Origin of the sequence: Hallerella porci (assembly GCF_003148885.1) — a bacterium.
GTDB classification, from domain to species: Bacteria; Fibrobacterota; Fibrobacteria; order Fibrobacterales; family Fibrobacteraceae; genus Hallerella; species Hallerella porci.
On the sequence record NZ_QGHD01000024.1, the window covers coordinates 19,385 to 36,955 of the forward strand.

General features: G+C 45.2%; 16 protein-coding genes and 1 tRNA gene. 2 read left to right on the top strand and 15 right to left on the bottom strand.

Annotation, left to right across the window (positions count from 1 at the left end; genetic code table 11):
* Positions 1–9: 9 nt before the first annotated feature.
* From B0H50_RS10025 to B0H50_RS10050, 6 genes are read right to left on the bottom strand one after another with little or no spacing between them, the layout of a single operon-like run.
* The gene (locus tag B0H50_RS10025; RefSeq protein ID WP_106198485.1) at positions 10–1,719 is read right to left on the bottom strand and encodes a tetratricopeptide repeat protein; all 1,710 of its coding nucleotides are present in this window, start codon (positions 1,717–1,719) and stop codon (positions 10–12) included.
* Complete coding sequence (locus B0H50_RS10030; RefSeq protein WP_106198486.1) at positions 1,719–2,561, bottom strand: sigma-70 family RNA polymerase sigma factor; 843 nt, start codon at positions 2,559–2,561, stop codon at positions 1,719–1,721. The genes B0H50_RS10025 and B0H50_RS10030 overlap by 1 nt, the downstream gene beginning before the upstream one ends.
* A gap of 46 nt (positions 2,562–2,607) precedes the next feature.
* The gene (locus tag B0H50_RS10035; protein ID WP_106198487.1) at positions 2,608–2,904 is read right to left on the bottom strand and encodes a DUF971 domain-containing protein; all 297 of its coding nucleotides are present in this window, start codon (positions 2,902–2,904) and stop codon (positions 2,608–2,610) included.
* Positions 2,904–4,022, bottom strand: coding sequence for an Mrp/NBP35 family ATP-binding protein (locus B0H50_RS10040; RefSeq protein WP_233244725.1), 1,119 nt, complete (start codon positions 4,020–4,022; stop codon positions 2,904–2,906). The genes B0H50_RS10035 and B0H50_RS10040 overlap by 1 nt, the downstream gene beginning before the upstream one ends.
* Positions 4,023–4,064: 42 nt before the next feature.
* Entirely contained in the window at positions 4,065–4,832 is a 768-nt protein-coding gene (locus tag B0H50_RS10045) for a tetratricopeptide repeat protein (protein ID WP_109587650.1), read from the bottom strand.
* On the bottom strand, positions 4,829–6,604 hold the full coding sequence (locus tag B0H50_RS10050) for a BatD family protein (RefSeq protein WP_106198490.1): 1,776 nt from the start codon (positions 6,602–6,604) through the stop codon (positions 4,829–4,831). The genes B0H50_RS10045 and B0H50_RS10050 overlap by 4 nt, the downstream gene beginning before the upstream one ends.
* A gap of 36 nt (positions 6,605–6,640) precedes the next feature.
* Here B0H50_RS10050 and B0H50_RS10055 point away from each other — a divergent pair, with 36 nt between their 5' ends.
* Positions 6,641–8,008 carry an ATP-binding cassette domain-containing protein gene (locus B0H50_RS10055; protein WP_109587651.1) on the top strand — a complete coding sequence of 456 codons (1,368 nt, stop codon included), beginning with the start codon at positions 6,641–6,643 and terminating at the stop codon, positions 8,006–8,008.
* Between the two features lie 6 nt (positions 8,009–8,014).
* Here the strand turns inward: B0H50_RS10055 and B0H50_RS10060 are convergent, their stop codons facing one another.
* From B0H50_RS10060 to B0H50_RS10085, 6 genes are all read right to left on the bottom strand, one after another.
* The gene (locus B0H50_RS10060; RefSeq protein ID WP_233244731.1) at positions 8,015–9,298 is read right to left on the bottom strand and encodes an efflux RND transporter periplasmic adaptor subunit; all 1,284 of its coding nucleotides are present in this window, start codon (positions 9,296–9,298) and stop codon (positions 8,015–8,017) included.
* The gene (locus tag B0H50_RS10065; RefSeq protein WP_158256462.1) at positions 9,295–10,569 is read right to left on the bottom strand and encodes a TolC family protein; all 1,275 of its coding nucleotides are present in this window, start codon (positions 10,567–10,569) and stop codon (positions 9,295–9,297) included. Before B0H50_RS10065 ends, B0H50_RS10060 begins: the two co-directional genes overlap by 4 nt.
* 73 nt (positions 10,570–10,642) lie before the next feature.
* Entirely contained in the window at positions 10,643–11,509 is an 867-nt protein-coding gene (locus B0H50_RS10070) for a lecithin retinol acyltransferase family protein (protein ID WP_106198493.1), read from the bottom strand.
* Between the two features lie 83 nt (positions 11,510–11,592).
* Positions 11,593–11,667 (bottom strand) — tRNA-Val (locus B0H50_RS10075).
* A gap of 74 nt (positions 11,668–11,741) precedes the next feature.
* Positions 11,742–12,206, bottom strand: a complete 465-nt coding sequence (locus tag B0H50_RS10080) for a PTS sugar transporter subunit IIA (RefSeq protein ID WP_106198494.1) — start codon at positions 12,204–12,206, stop codon at positions 11,742–11,744.
* A gap of 139 nt (positions 12,207–12,345) precedes the next feature.
* Positions 12,346–13,095 carry a type I 3-dehydroquinate dehydratase gene (locus B0H50_RS10085; RefSeq protein WP_106198495.1) on the bottom strand — a complete coding sequence of 250 codons (750 nt, stop codon included), beginning with the start codon at positions 13,093–13,095 and terminating at the stop codon, positions 12,346–12,348.
* A 244-nt stretch (positions 13,096–13,339) separates the two neighbouring features.
* On the opposite strand from B0H50_RS10085, the gene B0H50_RS10090 reads away from it, so the two are divergent.
* Entirely contained in the window at positions 13,340–14,746 is a 1,407-nt protein-coding gene (locus B0H50_RS10090) for an NAD(P)-dependent oxidoreductase (protein ID WP_109587652.1), read from the top strand.
* 260 nt (positions 14,747–15,006) lie between these two features.
* Here B0H50_RS10090 and B0H50_RS10095 read toward each other — a convergent pair whose 3' ends face one another.
* The 3 genes from B0H50_RS10095 to B0H50_RS10105 all read right to left on the bottom strand — a co-directional run.
* Entirely contained in the window at positions 15,007–15,603 is a 597-nt protein-coding gene (locus B0H50_RS10095) for a type IV toxin-antitoxin system AbiEi family antitoxin domain-containing protein (RefSeq protein WP_233244733.1), read from the bottom strand.
* 54 nt (positions 15,604–15,657) lie between these two features.
* Positions 15,658–16,773, bottom strand: a complete 1,116-nt coding sequence (locus B0H50_RS10100; protein ID WP_233244736.1) for a glycosyltransferase 87 family protein — start codon at positions 16,771–16,773, stop codon at positions 15,658–15,660.
* A gap of 504 nt (positions 16,774–17,277) precedes the next feature.
* On the bottom strand, positions 17,278–17,571 hold a 294-nt coding region (locus tag B0H50_RS10105), incomplete at its 5' end, for a hypothetical protein (RefSeq protein WP_158275905.1).

A 17,571-nucleotide genomic window follows, 5' to 3' on the forward strand; every position in this document is an offset into this window, starting at 1 on the left:
ACTTACAAATCAATACATCGAAAGATATTTCAAATAATCACAAAGACGACTTCCTTCGGGAATTTTCGTCTTATCCAAACGAATCATGCGCACTTCGGCGGGCTTTCCTGCGATGCGGGCGAGCAATTCAAAATTATCCCGCGTTTCCCAAGTGGCGCCAGTCATCACAGTACCATCGCAATCGGTTTCACCCGTTTCGGTTCCGACTCCCGAAAGCCGAGAATTTTGCTGCAATAACGTCGTGTAAATTTCGGGAGTTTTTGCTTTTGCGCTGTTGGCTAAAACATTTGAATCCGTCACGACGATGTGCACGCCATAAAATTTTCCGAGACTGTCAAAGAGAACAGTGTATTTGTGAAAATACGGCGCTTCAAAGAAATTTTCTTGCCATGTATTGCGATTGATTTTTTTGAAATTCGCTGCGGAATATTTTTTGAAAAATTCTTTTTGCGAGGCACCGTACCGGACGAGGTAATGTCCGAGACTCGTTTCAAAAGAATGTTCCGAAACAGGCAAAGTCCGCATACTGTCAATGACCCGCGAAAGATCGGTTGCAAGCAAACTTTTCTGCGTTTCGTGCACCGGCGGCATCGCGGACGCTTCTTGAATTCGAAGTGCAATATCCGGATAAGAGGCGTCAAGATTTTGAATTTCGAGAAATTGCGTTTTTGCTAAATCGAAATTACGCCCTCTCATATACGCCCGACCGAGCGCTTCGCGGAGCGGTAAATTTTCGGGATATTGACGCACGAGCGGTTCCAAAATATCGTAAGCCACTTGAGCGCGTTCTTGTGGCGAAAGAGAACCGCCTTTTCCCGGTGCCATTTTTTGTCCAAGAGAAAGGAACGCTTCCGTCGTCATCTTGTGACCCGGACGAATCGCTAAAGCCCGACGATAAGTCTCTTCGGCATTTTCAAAGTGCCCCGCATATTCTTGAAGCATTCCTTGCAAGCAAAGAAAATCAACGTTCACCGGAAATTTGGAAAGCGCATAATCGACGACTAAAGAACAACTGTCCAAGTTTCCTTCGTCGTGAAAGACTTGCGCCAAACGAAAATAAGCGGCCGCCGAATTTCCTTCGAATAAACTAATCGCCACATGCGCTTCTTCAAGACTTTCAGCATAACGGCGCGCTTGAAAAAGATAATCTGCATAGAGCAAGCGCGCTTCGGCAAAGGCTGGCGCTTTCTGCGTTGCAATATGAGCGAGTTCTAGTGCGGTGCCCAAACTGTTTGCGTTTTCAGCAAGGCGCGCATCGATGTAAAATGCGACCGCAGATTCGGGATAACGATTTTTGAGCGAGCGTTCCATCGATTCTAACTGCGAACGCCAAATGGGAAGTAACGAATCCGCGTTCACCGAAAGAAGAGAATTGACAACTCCCCACTGCGCCAAAAAAACTTCGGGATATTGAAGAGCAATCGCTTCGTAAACTTCGGCAGCTTCATTAAATTTTCCGCTTTTCTGCAATTCTTCGGCGCGGCGCAATTCTTGTTCCGTCGAAATCGGCATCCGATCTAAACCCGCCAATGTATCGGGAACATCCCCGCGTAAAATCGACGTGCCCGCAGGAAGTCCAAACGGAATACTCGAAACGACAACGCTTCGCGGACCAATTTTCAAATAAACGGAGTAAGCGGCTAATGCGATAAAAGCGCCACCGAGAAGCGTCAAAAAAAATACTGCCGCTCGCCGCGCTTTAACTTTTGAAACTGCCATTAGATTTCCAAGAAATCGCTCAAACGTTCGCGCTTTTCTTTGTTCTTCTGCAATTTGCGAAGAGTTTTATTTTTGATTTGACGCACGCGTTCACGGCTGAGTTTCAAATCTTCGCCGATATCTTTCAGCGTCGTATCTTCCACTGCGTCCAAACCGTAGAACATGCGAAGAATTTCTTCTTCGCGGTGCGGAAGCGATTTGAGAGTTTCGTCGAGGAGCGCTTTGCGTTCCTTCTTTTCCATTTCGTCTTCTTGATTGCCGTCCGTGCCGAGCACATCCATCAAAGAACTCACGGAATCGCCCGAAGCGCTGTCATCGTTAATCGGCGCATCAAGAGAAATATCGACGATTTTTTCCATTACTTCGACAATGTCCTGTTCCGAGCCTGCAAATTCCGGCATTGCCATCGTGCGTTCGTAATCGCCGCCATTCAAAACGAGAGCCCGCTTAAAGCGATTCACCATCGTCAATTTGTTAGGCGGAATGCGGACTGCACCAACCTGTTCGAACAAAGCTTTTTGAATCGACTGGCGAATCCACCAAACGGCGTAACTGATGAATTTGACATCTTTTGTGCTGTCAAATCTTTTGGCAGCTTTGAAAAGTCCGAGATTTCCTTCGTTGATTAAATCGAGCAAAGAAAGTCCGCGACCTTGATACTTGCGCGCAACACTTACCACAAAGCGAAGATTCCCGCGGATGAGATGCTGCAAAGCACGTTCACGGATTTCTTCGGATTCGCCGTTTTTGATGATGGAAATGAGCGCAGCTTCTTCTTCCGGTTTGAGTGTCGGAAACCGGTTTAAATCTCGAAAATATAACGATTCGTTGATATCACTCATTTTAGAAAAACCTGCGCTGAGAATTTTACCCTTTAAATATGGCTTTTTACGGCTGTTTCGTCAAACGCTTCAAGAGTTCGTACGGGTAAATTCCCGTCCGATGCCCGTCACTCCAAAGAATTCCCACGGCGTAACGCCCGATGGACTGAATACTTTCCAAGCGAATGTCTTCGGGAACAGTTTTCGGGTCTAAAAGTTTTTCGCCCGTATTTTCATCGACGCAAAGCGCACACGGACACGCTAAACGCAAATCCCGTAAGCGAAAAATGGCGCGGCTTCCGTCGTCAAAATCAAATCCGAGTTCACCTTTTTTTGTGCGGAAAATTTTCAACGGTTGCAGCATTATGCCTCCACAGGGATTTCGTCCCAGCGCAAATTGAAGTTGTGCAAAACATGAGAATTGGAATGTTCCAACTGAGCGATTGCATGAATTGTCTTCTCGGCGATTTCGATGAATGCGCGACCGCTTTCGCTATTCGGATAACGCAGAACGGCAGGGGCTCCCAAATCACCGCAATCAGCAACGGATGGTTCTAGCGGAACTTTTCCGAGGAGAGGGACGCCAAGCGCCTTAGAAATACGTTCGCCGCCTCCGGTGCGGAAAATGTTGTGACGCTTTCCGCAGCCATCGCAGATAAAGTAACTCATGTTTTCAATGATACCGACCGAAGGAACGCCGACGCTATCAAACATCGCAAGACCTTTTCGACAGTCAGCGAGGGCGACTTCTTGCGGCGTCGTGACGACAACAGCACAAGTTAACGGGCATTGTTGTGTTAGCGTCAATTGAATATCTCCCGTTCCAGGAGGAAAGTCGATGAGCAAATAATCGAGTTCGCCCCAACGCACTCGATGCACAAAATTTTGAATCATCTGACTCGCCATCGGGCCGCGCCAAATTGTCGCTTTATCGGATTCCGCAAACATCGCCATCGAAATCAGCGAAACGCCGCCCTTTGTGACCACCGGCGCAATCGTGCGATCGTCAAAAATTTCGGGAGCGGTATCCACCCCGAACATAATATTCATCGAAGGACCGTAAATGTCTGCGTCCAAAACGCCGACTTTTGCGCCCGCTAAACTGAGAGCCATCGCCAAGTTTGCAGTCACCGTCGATTTGCCCACGCCACCCTTTCCGCTGGCGACGCCGACGATGCGTTTCACATCTTTGAGAAGAGCGTTATCGCTTGCTGGCGCAGCGTTTGCATTCACAACGCGACCGTTCGCTGTCAAAGTGACTTCTGCCGTTTTCGCTCCAATGTCGCGCAAAATTTGTTCGCACTGTGTTTTAAAACGATCGCGAATCGGACACGCGGGAGTTGTGAGTTGCAAATCCAAAGTCACATCGCCGTCTGCAGAAATTTTCACATTGTGAACGAATCCGAGTTCAACGATATTTTTCTTCAAATCCGGATCGCGTACGACGGACAAAGCTTGCAAAATTTGTTCTTCTGTTAACACGAGAAACCTTCTTGATGAATTCCAAATTTAGAAATTTGCCTTTTACTTCACAATTCCTAGTTCGCTGATTTTTGCGAAGCCGTTTACCTTTTCGCCGAGGCGTACGTGCACCCATCCATCTTTCACGCCGAGCACTTCGACTTCTGTCCCTTCGGAAAGCATATTGAGGGTTTGATCTTTATCGCTTGGGCCGCTCGTAATGTCGGCGGTTTCTGCGGTGACAACTCCCAAGGCAAATGTATTTTCGCGGTAAACTTTATAGCCTGCACTCAGCGCAAAAATGCCGAGGATAATTGCCACCGGGAAAATGCTCACAGCGAGTGCGGTTTTCATTTTAGGATTTGCCGCAAGGACGCGGACAATACACAGAATAAAAATGAGCCAAACAATTCCGAGAATCGCAAAAAGTTGTTCCTTTAACGAGAAGAAATGATGCGCTTGAAAAAAGAAATTTAGAAGCGGATTTTCTTCCGTCGTCGATTCTTCGACTTTATCTTTCGTCATGCTTTTTGCGAGTTTTAAATTGTATTGAAAATCTTCATTCGTCGGATCTAAACGCAACGCTTTTTCATAATTCAAAATGGCAAAGCCCAAACGCTTTTCGCGGAAATAAGCGTTTCCCAAATTGTAAAATAAATCGGCATTTTGAAATTCATTATCGACGCAATTTTGCCACGCTTCAACTGCCGAAGAAAAATCTCCCGCTTGATACGCCGCAGCCCCTGTGTAAAGGGTTTTGCAATTTTCATTTGACCACGCTGCAATCGCAAAAGCAAAAATTGAAAGAAAAATTTTCATCTGAAATTTCATTTTAAAACCTCCAACGCATCGCAGAGCATTTCAAATTCCGAAAGCGCTTTTTTGCATTCTTCGGATGTCGCAGAAACCGGCGCAAATCGGGCGAACGCACACGCTTCTTGCCACTGCAAAACTTTTTGAATTTGCTCTTCTTTCACCCCGAGATTTGTCAAATTTTGTTTGACAGCTTCTTTGGTCATGCCGCGGAATTCCAAATTCGAAAGATCCGAAAGATAGCCGACAAGTCCATTTTCAAGAGCCGCATAGAACGCTTTGCCGTCGCCTTTTTCAAGAGCGGTTTTGGCAATAGCCGTGAACTTTTTCAAATTCTTTTTCGCAGTCGCTTTGCGGACAAGCGCTGCATTGCTCGAATGTTTCCGATGCGTGCGCACAAATGCGCAGAACAAAAGATAAAGCGGAATCGGAAGCAAAAGTAAAATCCAAAAACCAATGGAACGATACAGCGGAATTTCTTTTGCGCTCACCGCATTCACTTGATGCACATAACGAATGTCGCGCCCGAGAGATTCAATTTCTTCTTTGGCTGCGGGCACATACGCAGCGGGCGATTCCGAATCGTAAGTCGGAGCCGTTCCCGTTCCTTTTTCCACTTTGATTTTCCACGGGCCTTCGGTTTTTGTTTCGTAAATTTTCTTCGTCGGATTAAACCAATTATAGGTAATCGCAGGAATTTCAAATTCGCCTTTTTTCTTCGGATAAAGGAAAATGCGAATATTTTTCGTCGTCAAAACTTTTCCGCCGCTCACTTTCTTTTTGATATCGGATTCGGGTGGAACCGAGCGGAAATCCGAGAAATTCGGAAGCTCGGGATCGGTAATCGTTCCCGGTTTTCCGTCGCCAGAAATTTGCACTGAAAGAGTTAATGCATCGCCGAGAGAAAGCGAATCTTTGTCAAAGGAAGCGCTGAATTTATAATTTCCGACCATACCCGAAAAATTCTGCGGTTTGCCTTGTTGCGGAAGCGGTAACACCGTAATATTCAGCGGAGCAGTTTGCGCTTCGGCTTCTTCAGGCTCTTGCTGCACACTTTTAAAGCTCATCGAAAATCCGCCGTGACTTTGATTCTTTTCCACAATTTTCGGCGCGCCGACTTTCATGTACTTAAACTTAAACGGCGGAATGGAAACTTTTCCTGTTTTCACCGGAGAAATCCACGCAAATTTTGCGCTGCCTTTTGTTTCGCGCGGAGCGTCGGGAATCGGCATGAGTTTTAACTCCGAAAGATCCGAACGGTGTGCGATAAAATCATTTCCCAAATCCATATTGGTTGCGACCAAATTGCCTTGGAAATGTTCATACGTGTGAATAGAAAGCGTGACCGAAAGTTGTTCGCCTTCGTAAACCGTGCGTTTATTTGGCGAAAGCGAGACGGAAACCGCAGCGTCATTATACGATTTTTGCACTTCGACGGCGGGACGCGAAATTTCATATTCTTGATCTTGAATTTTCCACGTTAAAATGCCCGCAATTTTTCGTCCCGTTTGCTTCGGAGCGGTCAATTTAAAATCATAACGGCGCACATTATAACCGCGGCCAAAAAAGTCTTCGACGCGGGTATCGGTCGAATCCAATCCGCGGAGGACGAAACCGTTCTGCGGCATAAAGCGCGGCACATCGCGTGGTTCAGCAAGTTCCCGAATCGGAACGATTAAACGCAAATCAAATTGCATGCCCGCTTCAATGCGATCTGTACTAAAATCGAGACTCATCCGAGCCTGCGCAAAAACCGCAAACGCAAGAATTAAAAGCAATAAGTTTCTCATAACAATCAAAAGATACAAAAAAGCTATCTTTGAGCTATGCAGTACAAAACGTTGGAATCTCTGTTTGAGAAATTTTCTAAAATCCAAATGTTAGGTCCTATCGGCAGCGGAAAATCCCGCGTCTTACGAGAATTTGCCGAGCACCACCAAAATGTTGCCCTTTCATCGACAGAACTTCAACGTAAAATTCAGCGAGCGCTTGCACCATTTTGGCAACAGCGATTCATTAGCCTCCGCGATGATGATGCGCCGCGCGTCCGCGATTTGCTTTTAAAACCAAAATTTTTTCTCAACTCCGAGCATTACGTCGAAGATGAACCGTTTGCGCAAACCGATCCCGAAAAATTAGGCGAAGCGCTGAAAATGGCGAATCTTCCCGAAACGGTTTTGCGCGTTAAACTGCTCAGCCTTTCGAATGGAGAATTGCGCCGCATTTTGCTCGCACGCCTTTGGATGGAATCGCCCGAAACCGTTCTCTTAGACGATCCTTTCGGCGGTTTAGATCCCGAATATCGCACGCATTTAGCGCAAGCGATTTTAAAAATGGCCGAGACGAATGTAAAACTCGCCGTGAGTTTACAACGCGCCGAAGAATTGCTCCCAAAAATTCCCGCATTCGTTTACGAAAACGGAGAATTTCACGAATACGAAGGAAAACTTCCCGAAGAAATTGCCGATGCGCCGCGCACGCAAGAAATTTCCACTTATCAAATTGAAACGTTGCACGCTCCCGAATCCACCGGCGAAATTCTTTTCGATTTAAATCATATTCACATTTGCTACGGCGCAACTCAAGTCATCAATGACCTTTCTTGGCAAGTCAAAAAAGGCGAACATTGGGTCGTGATGGGACAAAATGGCGCAGGGAAAAGTACGCTGCTCGCGCTCCTTTCTGCCGATCATCCGCAAATGTATTCCAACGATATTACGCTTTTTGGAAAGAAGCCGGGTCACGGCCTTAACATTTGGGAACACAAAGCGCAAATCGGATTTTTCTCGCCTGAACTGGCGACACAATACCGCGAAAATTTGAATATTATGGAAGTGCTTTGCACCGGTTTTACGACGAATCTCGGGCTCTTTACTCCACCCTCGTGGGAAGAAAAAGCGAAAGCAAAAAATTGGTTAAAAGAACTCGGCTTTGAAAATCCCGAACGCCGATTTGATGAACTTTCTGCAACCGAACGCCGCTTGATTTTAATCGCGCGCGCTGCAATTCGTCCGCCGAAAGCGCTAATTCTCGACGAACCCACTCAAGGAATGGGCGCTGAATTTCGCGAACGACTCTTCTCGCTTTTGCAATTCCTTTCCAAAGAAACGACTCTCATTTTGGTCACGCATTATCACGAAGAATGGCCAGAATGCATGACGCATGTGCTGCACATGCCGAAATTCAGCTTCTAAATTTCGCTACTTTTTCCGCTTTCTCGGTCCCGGCATAAAGGGGCTTCTTTCTTCGCTTTCTTGAGCGATTTCTGCAGCAGATTCTTGCTTGACGACGACAGAATCGCCATCGTTTAATCCGAAGAGAATTTGCACATTCACGCCATCGGTAATGCCTGTTTTCACCGGACGGAATGCCGCTTTCCCGTTCACATTGATCCACACATTTTTGCCTTTGAGTTTCGGCGGGCTCGATGATTTTTTCTTTCCCGCACTGCCCCCACCAAACGACATTCCCGGAGGCGGTGGCGGGCCAAAATCGTCGTCGGATTTTTTATGCATCGGCTTCGGAGGTTTTGGCGCATCGCGCGGGTCGAGCATCGGAGTGCCTTCTGCCGGAGAAAATTTAATGGCTGCGACCGGAACGCTCAACGCATTTTCCACTTCTTCCGTAACGATTGTGCACGTTGCCGTCATTCCCGGGAGCAATTTTAAATCGGGATTTTCTGCGGTGATGACGACAGAATACGTCACCACATTCGAAGTCACCGTCGGATTTAATCGAATCGATTCCACGACGCCGTGAAATTTATCGTCTTGAAAAGCGTCCACGGTAAAAGTCACTTTTTGTCCGGCTTTCACGCTTCCAATATCCGCTTCGTCAACGCTTGCCATGACACGCATTTTCGAAAGGTCTTTAGCTAAGATGAAAAGCGTCGGCGTATTCATCGATGCCGCAACCGTTTGCCCAACGTCAACCGATCTCTGCAAAACAACGCCGTCGATCGGACTTTTAATAATGCAATAACTCACATTGAGTTTCGCCTGCGCCACTTCACTTTCCCGTGTTTTCCACGCGAGCTTTGCCGAGTTCATTTCGTATTCGGCGGTTTCTAAATCCACGGCGCTTGCGCTCCCGCTTTCGGCGAGTTTTTTCGTGCGATTGAAAACAGAAAGTTTGTGCTCGTAATCGATTTTTGCGCTGGACGCTGCGATTTCTGCTTGATACAATGCCGATTGCAATTTACTGCGGTCGAGTTCTGCAATCACTTGCCCTTTTTTCACTTTCGAATTAAAGTCCACATTGATTTTGCTAATGTCACCCGAAACCTGCGTGCCCACATTCACCGTGTCCATCGGCGAAAGAGTTCCCGTCGAAGAAATCGTCGTCTGAATCGTTGCACGCTTCACTTTTTCGCTCACCATCACGCCTGCATTTTGCGCATCCGACGGTTTCAAAAAACGAAACGCTGCAAATCCTAAGATTCCCAAAACCACTAAAATCACAAAAATTTTTAGAAACTTTTTCATTGAAATTTCCCCATATAAAGTTCCAGCAAATGGCGTGCGAGAATGCTTGTATATTTCGCTTGGATAAGAGTACTTTGTGCGCTTTGCCAATTATTTTTCTGCTCTAAAAAATCGGTAAAAGTAATCGTTCCCGCTTCTCTCTGTTCTTTGGCGACGAGGTAAGCTTCTTCGGCGCTTTCTTCGCCCGCGATTGCCGCTTCCCAAGCTGCATCCGCATTTTCCACTTGAATATAAAGCTGCTCCAAATTATTTTCCAATTCCTTCTCGGTTTCGCGTTTTGAAACTTGCGCACGCTCGCTTTCGACTTGTGCCGAAAGCACTTTTGCCGTTGTCGTTCCGCCATCGATAATCGGAATGTTAATGCCGAGAGAAATGCTATGCGTATAACCATTTTTCATTTGCCGCGCGTACCTATCCGATTTCCACGCTTGAAATCCCGAAGTCGCTTCGGCGCCGAGAGTCACCGAAATCGAATTATTGCGATGCGCTTCTTCGACATTTTTCTCCGCCGCTTGAATATTCAAACTATCCGAAATGAGTCCGGGATAATGCGATTTTGTCTGCGTTAAAACTTCTTCGAAAGTGGGAATTTTTCCCAAGTCTTCGGGCTTTTCAAACGCCGTTTCTGGGGCGACGATTTGCACCGAATCCGTCCGCGAAATTTCCAAAAGTTGCCTAAGCGTCGTGAGCGAAGAACGTTCCGATTGCAAAGCCGAAATTTGCTTTACCTTTGCCTGCGCCGCATCGCTTTTGACGAGCGCTAAATCGCTCCGCGTAATGGTTCCCGCTTCAAAAAATCTTCCGTTTAATGCGACTAACGAATCCGAAAGAACGAGCGCCGAATCGGCGAGTTTTCGATTTTCTCCTGCGGCGAGTAAATTGACAAACGCATTCATCACATTTTCTTGCACTTTTAAAACGGCAAGTTCTGTGCTGAATTGACTCGCTTTTAACGCAATTTGTTTACTTTCAACGCTTAGTCCATTTGCGCCGCCGTCCCAAATTTTATACGAGCCAGAAAGTCCGAGATTTAAACGGTAATGATCTTGCGATTGTCCATCAAAAGGCGTATCGTAAAGAGATTGATTTACATAAGCCGAAAGAGTCGGGCGATTAGAAGCCTTTGACGATAAAAGCGAAGCCTCGGAAGCGCGTTCCGAAAGTTTTGCATTTTCTACATCCAAGCTGCGTTCGCCCGCTAATTTGACGCAATCTTCGAGAGTGAGCGTCTGCGCAAAAGCACAAGAGCCCGCAGCCAAAAGCGCGAGCATCTTGAAATATAAAAAGCGTATTCTCAGCGATTTCACAAAATTTAGATGCATTTCCCCATGGAAAAGTTGCAGCTCATTGTGAAATTTTTTCGGAGGATGATTCGTCTGCGGAAACAGTTTCTGCGGCTTCTGCCTTTTCCGCTTTTTTCGCACGTTCCTTGCGGAGTTTATCGCGGTCAAGAGTATCTTTTAAGCGGAAAGTCGCATACGTTCCAAGCCCGCCGACAACAGGAAGGAAAAATGGGAATAAACTTTCTGCCAAAGTCGAACGTTTTCGAATTCCGATGATAGCGACAAGCGGCGAAAGCGCAAAACCGCACCAAGTGCCGAGCCGTCCAAAATAACGATTTCTGCGTTCGCGTCCACGGATGCCTTCGGCCGGTTGCATCGCATCCAAAGTAAAATGAGCGACCAAGAAAGAACCGATTGCAGCCGAAATGCCGCTGAGCAATAATTGCGCAACCGCGGGCAATTTCCGCGAAAGCCGCGAAATACCAAGCGCATGCACCAAAAATCCAAGGAGCGCAAATCCGATAAGAATTTTCGTCACCGTCGGACTTTTAAATGTATCGTCGATGCACCAATTCACAAAATGTTCGCAGTTGTTGCTGTATAAATAATACGAACGTTCGTAAAGGCGCTTTTTCGCCCGTTCCACGGCCGCAGCGCCCGTAAATTTCGCCTGAGGATGTTCTACCACACGAAATCCGTGTCCATCGCAAAATTTTTTAATCGAAGTTTTGACGACGCAACCGTAGCGAATCAGCCCGGGCAACCGCAAAATATCCTTCCGAGTTAATGTCCGCGCCATCCCCGAATAATGAATCACGCGGCCGTTTCCGATATACAAGCCGTGATGATTAAACCCCGCACGCGGAGAAAGCAAATGAGAACCGAGAGGCGGCTCCGGAATTTTAGATTCATCTACAATTTCACTCATACCGATAATATATCACAAAATCGTAAAAATTGACGCTTTCCCGCACAAAAAAAAAGACCCGAGAAATTCTCGAGTCTTGATCGTGGACGATACTGGATTTGAACCAGTGACCTCTGCCGTGTGAAAGCAGCGCTCTAAACCAACTGAGCTAATCGTCCAAGCGCCCCAAAGATACAAAAGGAATCAAAAATCGTCAAGATGTCTGTAAAAAAAATCGGCAGAGCCGATTTTTTTACAAGTATTTATCTTCAGCGTGGCCGAAAATTTCGACGAAATCAGCTTGCGTTTTCGCATCGATTAAATCTTTGCGGACTTCGGCGTTCGAAAGGACGCGGCTCACCGACGAAAGAGCTTTCAAATGCGGACCAACCGTATTGCCCGGGCTCACGATTAAAATCAAAAGATGCACCGGTTCATTATCCATCGCGTCAAAGTCAATGCCTTTTTCAACGGTTGCAGCGACCATGCACATCCGATCGACGTAATCGATTTTTGCATGCGGAACCGCAAGACCATAACCAATTCCCGTTGAACGAGTTTGTTCCCGCTTCCAAACGGCATCGAAAATCTCATCCCGATGATCCAGCTTATAAGAAGCGCAAAGCGTATCGACCAACTCGTTTAAGATTTGTTCCTTCGTGGAACTTTGCGAGTTGATGATCACACTGTTATCGGCAAATCGTTCAGAAAGACGCATATTGGTTTCCTTGTTTCTTCAAATTTTAGTAAAAAAATGCAAAAAGTGCATACTTGTGAGCGAAAAAGCACTTTTCCATTTAGAATATGCCATTTTTGAATGGAAATCTTCGAAAAAAACGACAAATTTAGCGATTTTTTCAATAATTTTTGCAATTTTCCTTGGCAATTTTCACCGGAATTTGCCCGGGAGCGACCGCATTTCCGAGTGAGCAATATGTAAGGTTTGCTCCAAACGCTAAACTTTTTAAGCGGGATTCTTCCCCCGTTTTCCCCATCGCGAAAAGGGAAAACAATTCAAAATCGGGCGCATTTTGGGCGATAAACGGATAAAGTCCCTCGAAATCGCCCCAAGTCGAGCTCATACAAGCGGTTTTAAATCCGTTCGCACGGACCGCTTTCGCCTTTTGGATTAAATTTTCAAGTTCCATCGTCGATGAAATTTTCTGAAAATCGTGATGCGAAACTAAAAAGCGAACGCCGCTTTGCGAAAAATCCTTCGCCAATTTCGGGAAAAGTTCGTCCAAATCTTCGGCTTCAATATCGATAAAATCCGGTTTTACTGCAGCCGAAAGAATATCGCGCCAAAGCGCTTCGCGCCCTAAAGATTTTTCCGTCGGAAATTTTCCACCGTCGCGTTCGAGGCGAATCGTCCCCACGAGAAGTGCCCGCGGAAAACGCCCGCGGATATTTTCTGCGACATGAGACCATTTCACGCCCGCCGGGAGCAAGTCGTAGCGAATTTCCAAAGCGTCGCAGAGTTTTGCAGCTTCTGCGATTTCTCCCGTGGGATTTTCTTCGATTTCTTGAAATGTTTTTGCATCGATTACGCCCGCAAGCATCGGCAATAACCGCGAAAAATTTTGATTCAATTTTTGTTCCGAATTCATCGGAAAAAATTTAACTAATCCGCGAAGAAAAACCAGGCGAAATTATCCTGCGGGGGCAGAAATTTGCCCGCGCTAATTTAATGAAAATTCAAAAATCAATTTCCGCGAAAAAATTCCCCGCCAATGTTTACAAATGAACTTTTTCTGCGCCGATTCTATTTCAAACTTTCGTCAATTTTTGTATTTTTTCTTTTTAAAAACAACATTTTCGTCGTCTTTTAATTTTTTGTTTTAAAGGCTATTTATGGAAACTATCGCCGAACTGGATCAGGCTGCGAAAGCGGAACTGGCGCAACTCGCCCAGCTCCCCGCTATCACCATGAAAGAAAAGCGCACGATTACGCCGCAAACCGCTGCGGAACTTGCTCCGCTTTCTCGACGCACTACGATGGACGAAACCAATTTAGGTTTTACCGAAGCGCAAGCCCGCTTAGAAGCGAATCGTTGCCTCAAATGCAAAAAGCCTTCGTGCACTCCCGCTTGCCCAATCGGCATGCCGATTCCCGAATATTTGGAACGCGTCGCCGCCGGAGATTTTCAAGGTGCAATCGACATTATCCGCAGCACTTCGCTTATTCCTTCGATTTGTAGCCGCGTTTGTCCGCACGAACGTCAATGCGAATCGAGCTGCACTTTGGGAAAACTTTTGAAAGACCCGAAAAAAGGCGTTCACTTGGGAAATATGGAACGCTTTTGCGCAGATTATGAACGCGAACATTTGGGCGGAAAAAAGCCGCTTCCCGTCGGCGCAAACACCGGAAAGAAAATCGCGATCATCGGCTCGGGCCCCGCAAGCATCGGCGCTGCAATCGATTTTCGCGCTTTCGGTCATCAAGTTGAAATTTTTGAAGAATACGATCAACTCGGCGGCGTTCTCCGCTACGGCATTCCCGAATTCCGTTTGCCGAAGAAAATTTTGGATTACGAAATTGCAACGCTAAAACAAATGGGCGTCATCTGCCACACGAAAGTCCACGTCGGAAAAGATGTTTCTATCGATGAACTTTTGCTGCAAGGTTTTGACGCAGTTTTCGTCGGGAACGGTGCAAGCCTTCCGTCGGTTCCGAAAATTCCGGGAATCGATTTGAAAGGAGTCTTTAACGCGAAAGATTATTTGGAAAGAGCGAACCGCGGCGCCGCTTTGGAATCGGGGAAAAATGTCATCGTCGTCGGCGGTGGAAATGTCGCGATGGACGCAGCCCGCATGGCTTTCCGTTTGGGCGCAGAAAAAGTGCGATTCGTTTACCGCAGAACCCGCGAACAAATGCCCGCTTGCTCCGAAGAAATTCACGATGCAACTTCGGAAGGCGCAGAAATTGTCGAACTTAGAAATCCGTGCGAACTCATCGGTGACGAAAACGGCCGCGTGAAACAAGCAAAGCTCGATGTTTTCACTCTCGGCGAACCCGACGAAAAAGGTCGCCCCGCTCCGGTCAAAGTCGAAGGCGAATCAGAAATGATCGATTGCGACACCGTCGTCCTCGCCATCGGAAGCAAAACGGCAACCGACGTTCTCGATTCTGCAAGCGAAGACTCGAAGAAAAAAGTCTACGTCGCAGGCGATGCGCTCTACGGCCCAAAAACCGTTGTCTTAGCCATTCGCACCGGCCGCGAAACCGCCGCCCAAATCCACAAAGATTTAATGGGCTAAGAATTCACTTCAAAAAAGAAAAGCGTCTCCAAAGAGGCGCCTTTTTTTGATGGGAAATTAAATTACTTTTTTAAAAGATTAAGCACTTCTTGAATTGAATCACAAGCACTTTCAAATGAAATTTCTTTTATACTTTGATTTTGAAATCCTCTCCAAAAATCTTTCTTGCATGTAATTTTGTAAAACAAGTTGACTCGTAATTCGCTTTTCTTGTGCAATTTTCTTTACCCGAGCTTTGAGTTGCATTGAATTTTTTACTGTCATAAAAGCACCTCTAGATAGTTCAAAATTTTAGGTTTTACTCGAAGTTTTTCTGCATATCCAATCAATTTTTGAAAATTCTTTTCTTTAGATTGCACATATTTTTTCATCGCTTTTCCAATCAGCTGAATATTTCCATCATTTCCACGCATTATATCGCAAAGAGTTCTTTCAATATCATAAACTTTAATTTTATTTCCACTCGGAGAATTCACCTCTGTAATTCCTAAAGAGTAATTTTTCAAAACAACTCTCTTTATAAAAATTTTTTCTTCTTTTAGAGAAGGAGTATTATAACCTTGAGGAAATGTCATCGCGTAAACCGATGGCGTTTGATCCGAATAGCCAAATAAATAAAGCGCAGTTTCTCCCGAAAAAATGCCTCGGCTATATTTCTGTTGCAAAAGAAACATTTCATCTTCCCACGCATTCGCTTGAACATAAATTCCTCGGGAATACGAATAAATTTCGCCCAAATCAACTAATTGCTTTAATTGTGCACGCGGTAACCCTGCAGCCGACACTTCTGCAGTCATAAGCGTCCCATTTGTTGAACGCTTGAGCATTCGATGAATTTTATCTAAATATCCCATCATTTCCTCTCATTACAATCACACATTAAATTATACAAAAATAATGTGTGGTTGTAATTATTCGTTCCACGGAGGATTGATTTCTTCGGGCTTTGTTTTTAAAATGCGGTAAACGAAATAGGCGACGATGGAAGCGGTACAGCCGACTTGCAAAAACGGGAAAAATGTTTTGATACAAAACAGATAAACGAGATTGTAAAGTTGATACGCCGAATCGTAATCGAAGAGAATCGTTGCGATAAAAAGTTGTAAAGGCGAATAAGTCGCAAGGAAATGCGGCAAAAGCTGCGCTAAAAATAAAGCCATCAAAATCAACTTCGCTTTTTGCGAAGCTAAAAAATAACCGCGGTCAAATAATGTGAGAGAAAAGAGAACGACTAAAGGACAGAGCAAAACAAAATCGTGATCCGAGCAATAAGTGATAATCGGATAAAAGACGAGAACCGGCGCAATTTGAATCCACGGCGAAGGCGATTTGCGGAATAGATAACAAAGAGTTCCGCAAGCACTTGCGCAAAGAATCATCCAAACGATACGTCCCGTCGGTCCAAACCACAAAACCAATTTTCGCACGAGTATAAAGTTTAAATTGCTCGCTTCTAAATAAGGCGCGCCCATTTTCGGAATAAGCAAAATCAAATCGATCGGCGATTCATGTAAAACGTATGCCGGCCAAAGAGTCGCTAAAATACAAATTCCCAAAGCGATTCCGATGCTTTTCCATTTCTGCGAAAAGAGGAGCGGGAAAATAAAAAGTCCACCCACTTGCGGTTTGATAAGTAAAATCGCCCAAGCAATTCCTAGTAAAATTTGCTTGTCCCGTTTTAATGCATAGCAAAAAGCAAACATCGCAACGAGCAAAAGCGGACTATAATTCATCACGCAAATGACTCGCAGATAAGGATATAAAATAACCACAACGAGCATTTCCCAAAATAAAACGCGATCTAAAATCGCAGAGGGTTCCCACCGCGACAAATACCGCAACAAGAAAAAGAGAATCGCTAAATAGACGAAAAGTAAAATTCCTGCGCAAACGACAGTCGGCAAATAGGCATACCACCAAAAAAGCGTAAAATGCCAAGGCGGATAAAAATGCACATATTCTTGTTTGCCGTTACAATTCGAAGGCATATCAGGACGGCTCAGCCCGCAATATTTTTCATGCTCCATTTCATGATTCCAAACATAAAACGGATTGATTCCCTCGCGCACTAAACTAATTTCATTATGTCGAAATCCAATATCACAATAATCAAACGGCAACGCTGCAATTTTCGGCAAAGCTGTATTATAAAAAATCACCCCGAGCAACACGGCAAAGATGATTTTAACAATCGAATTTCTGTTTCTTTTTATAAAATTTGCCACCGCAAAATTTCTCCAATTTTTCAGGAAAATTTAATTTTTCTAAATAAACTACGGCAAAATTTTTCCAAAACCGAATGAATTTTTACATTCCCGCGCGGAGCGCCAATTTCAATTAACAATTAACAATTGAGAATTAGGTGCACCTTTGACGCGCGGGTTATAAACTGCAGCGAAGCTGCCTAACTTTATAATTGTTAATTGTTAATTGTTAATTATCAATTATGCATTATTAGCCAATGCACAATTGGAAATAATGGCGGCAAAGCCGCGCGAGGGGATGCGCAAAAGTTTGAAGCAAAATGCGACTTAAAATTTTTTCCACAACGGATTGATTTCTTCGGGCTTTGTTTTTAAAATGCGGTAAACGAAATAGGCGACGATGGAAGCGGTACAGCCGACTTGCAAAAACGGGAAAAATGTTTTGATACAAAACAGATAAACGAGATTGTAAAGTTGATACGCCGAATCGTAATCGAAGAGAATCGTTGCGATAAAAAGTTGTAAAGGCGAATAAGTCGCAAGGAAATGCGGCAAAAGCTGCGCTAAAAATAAAGCCATCAAAATCAACTTCGCTTTTTGCGAAGCTAAAAAATAACCGCG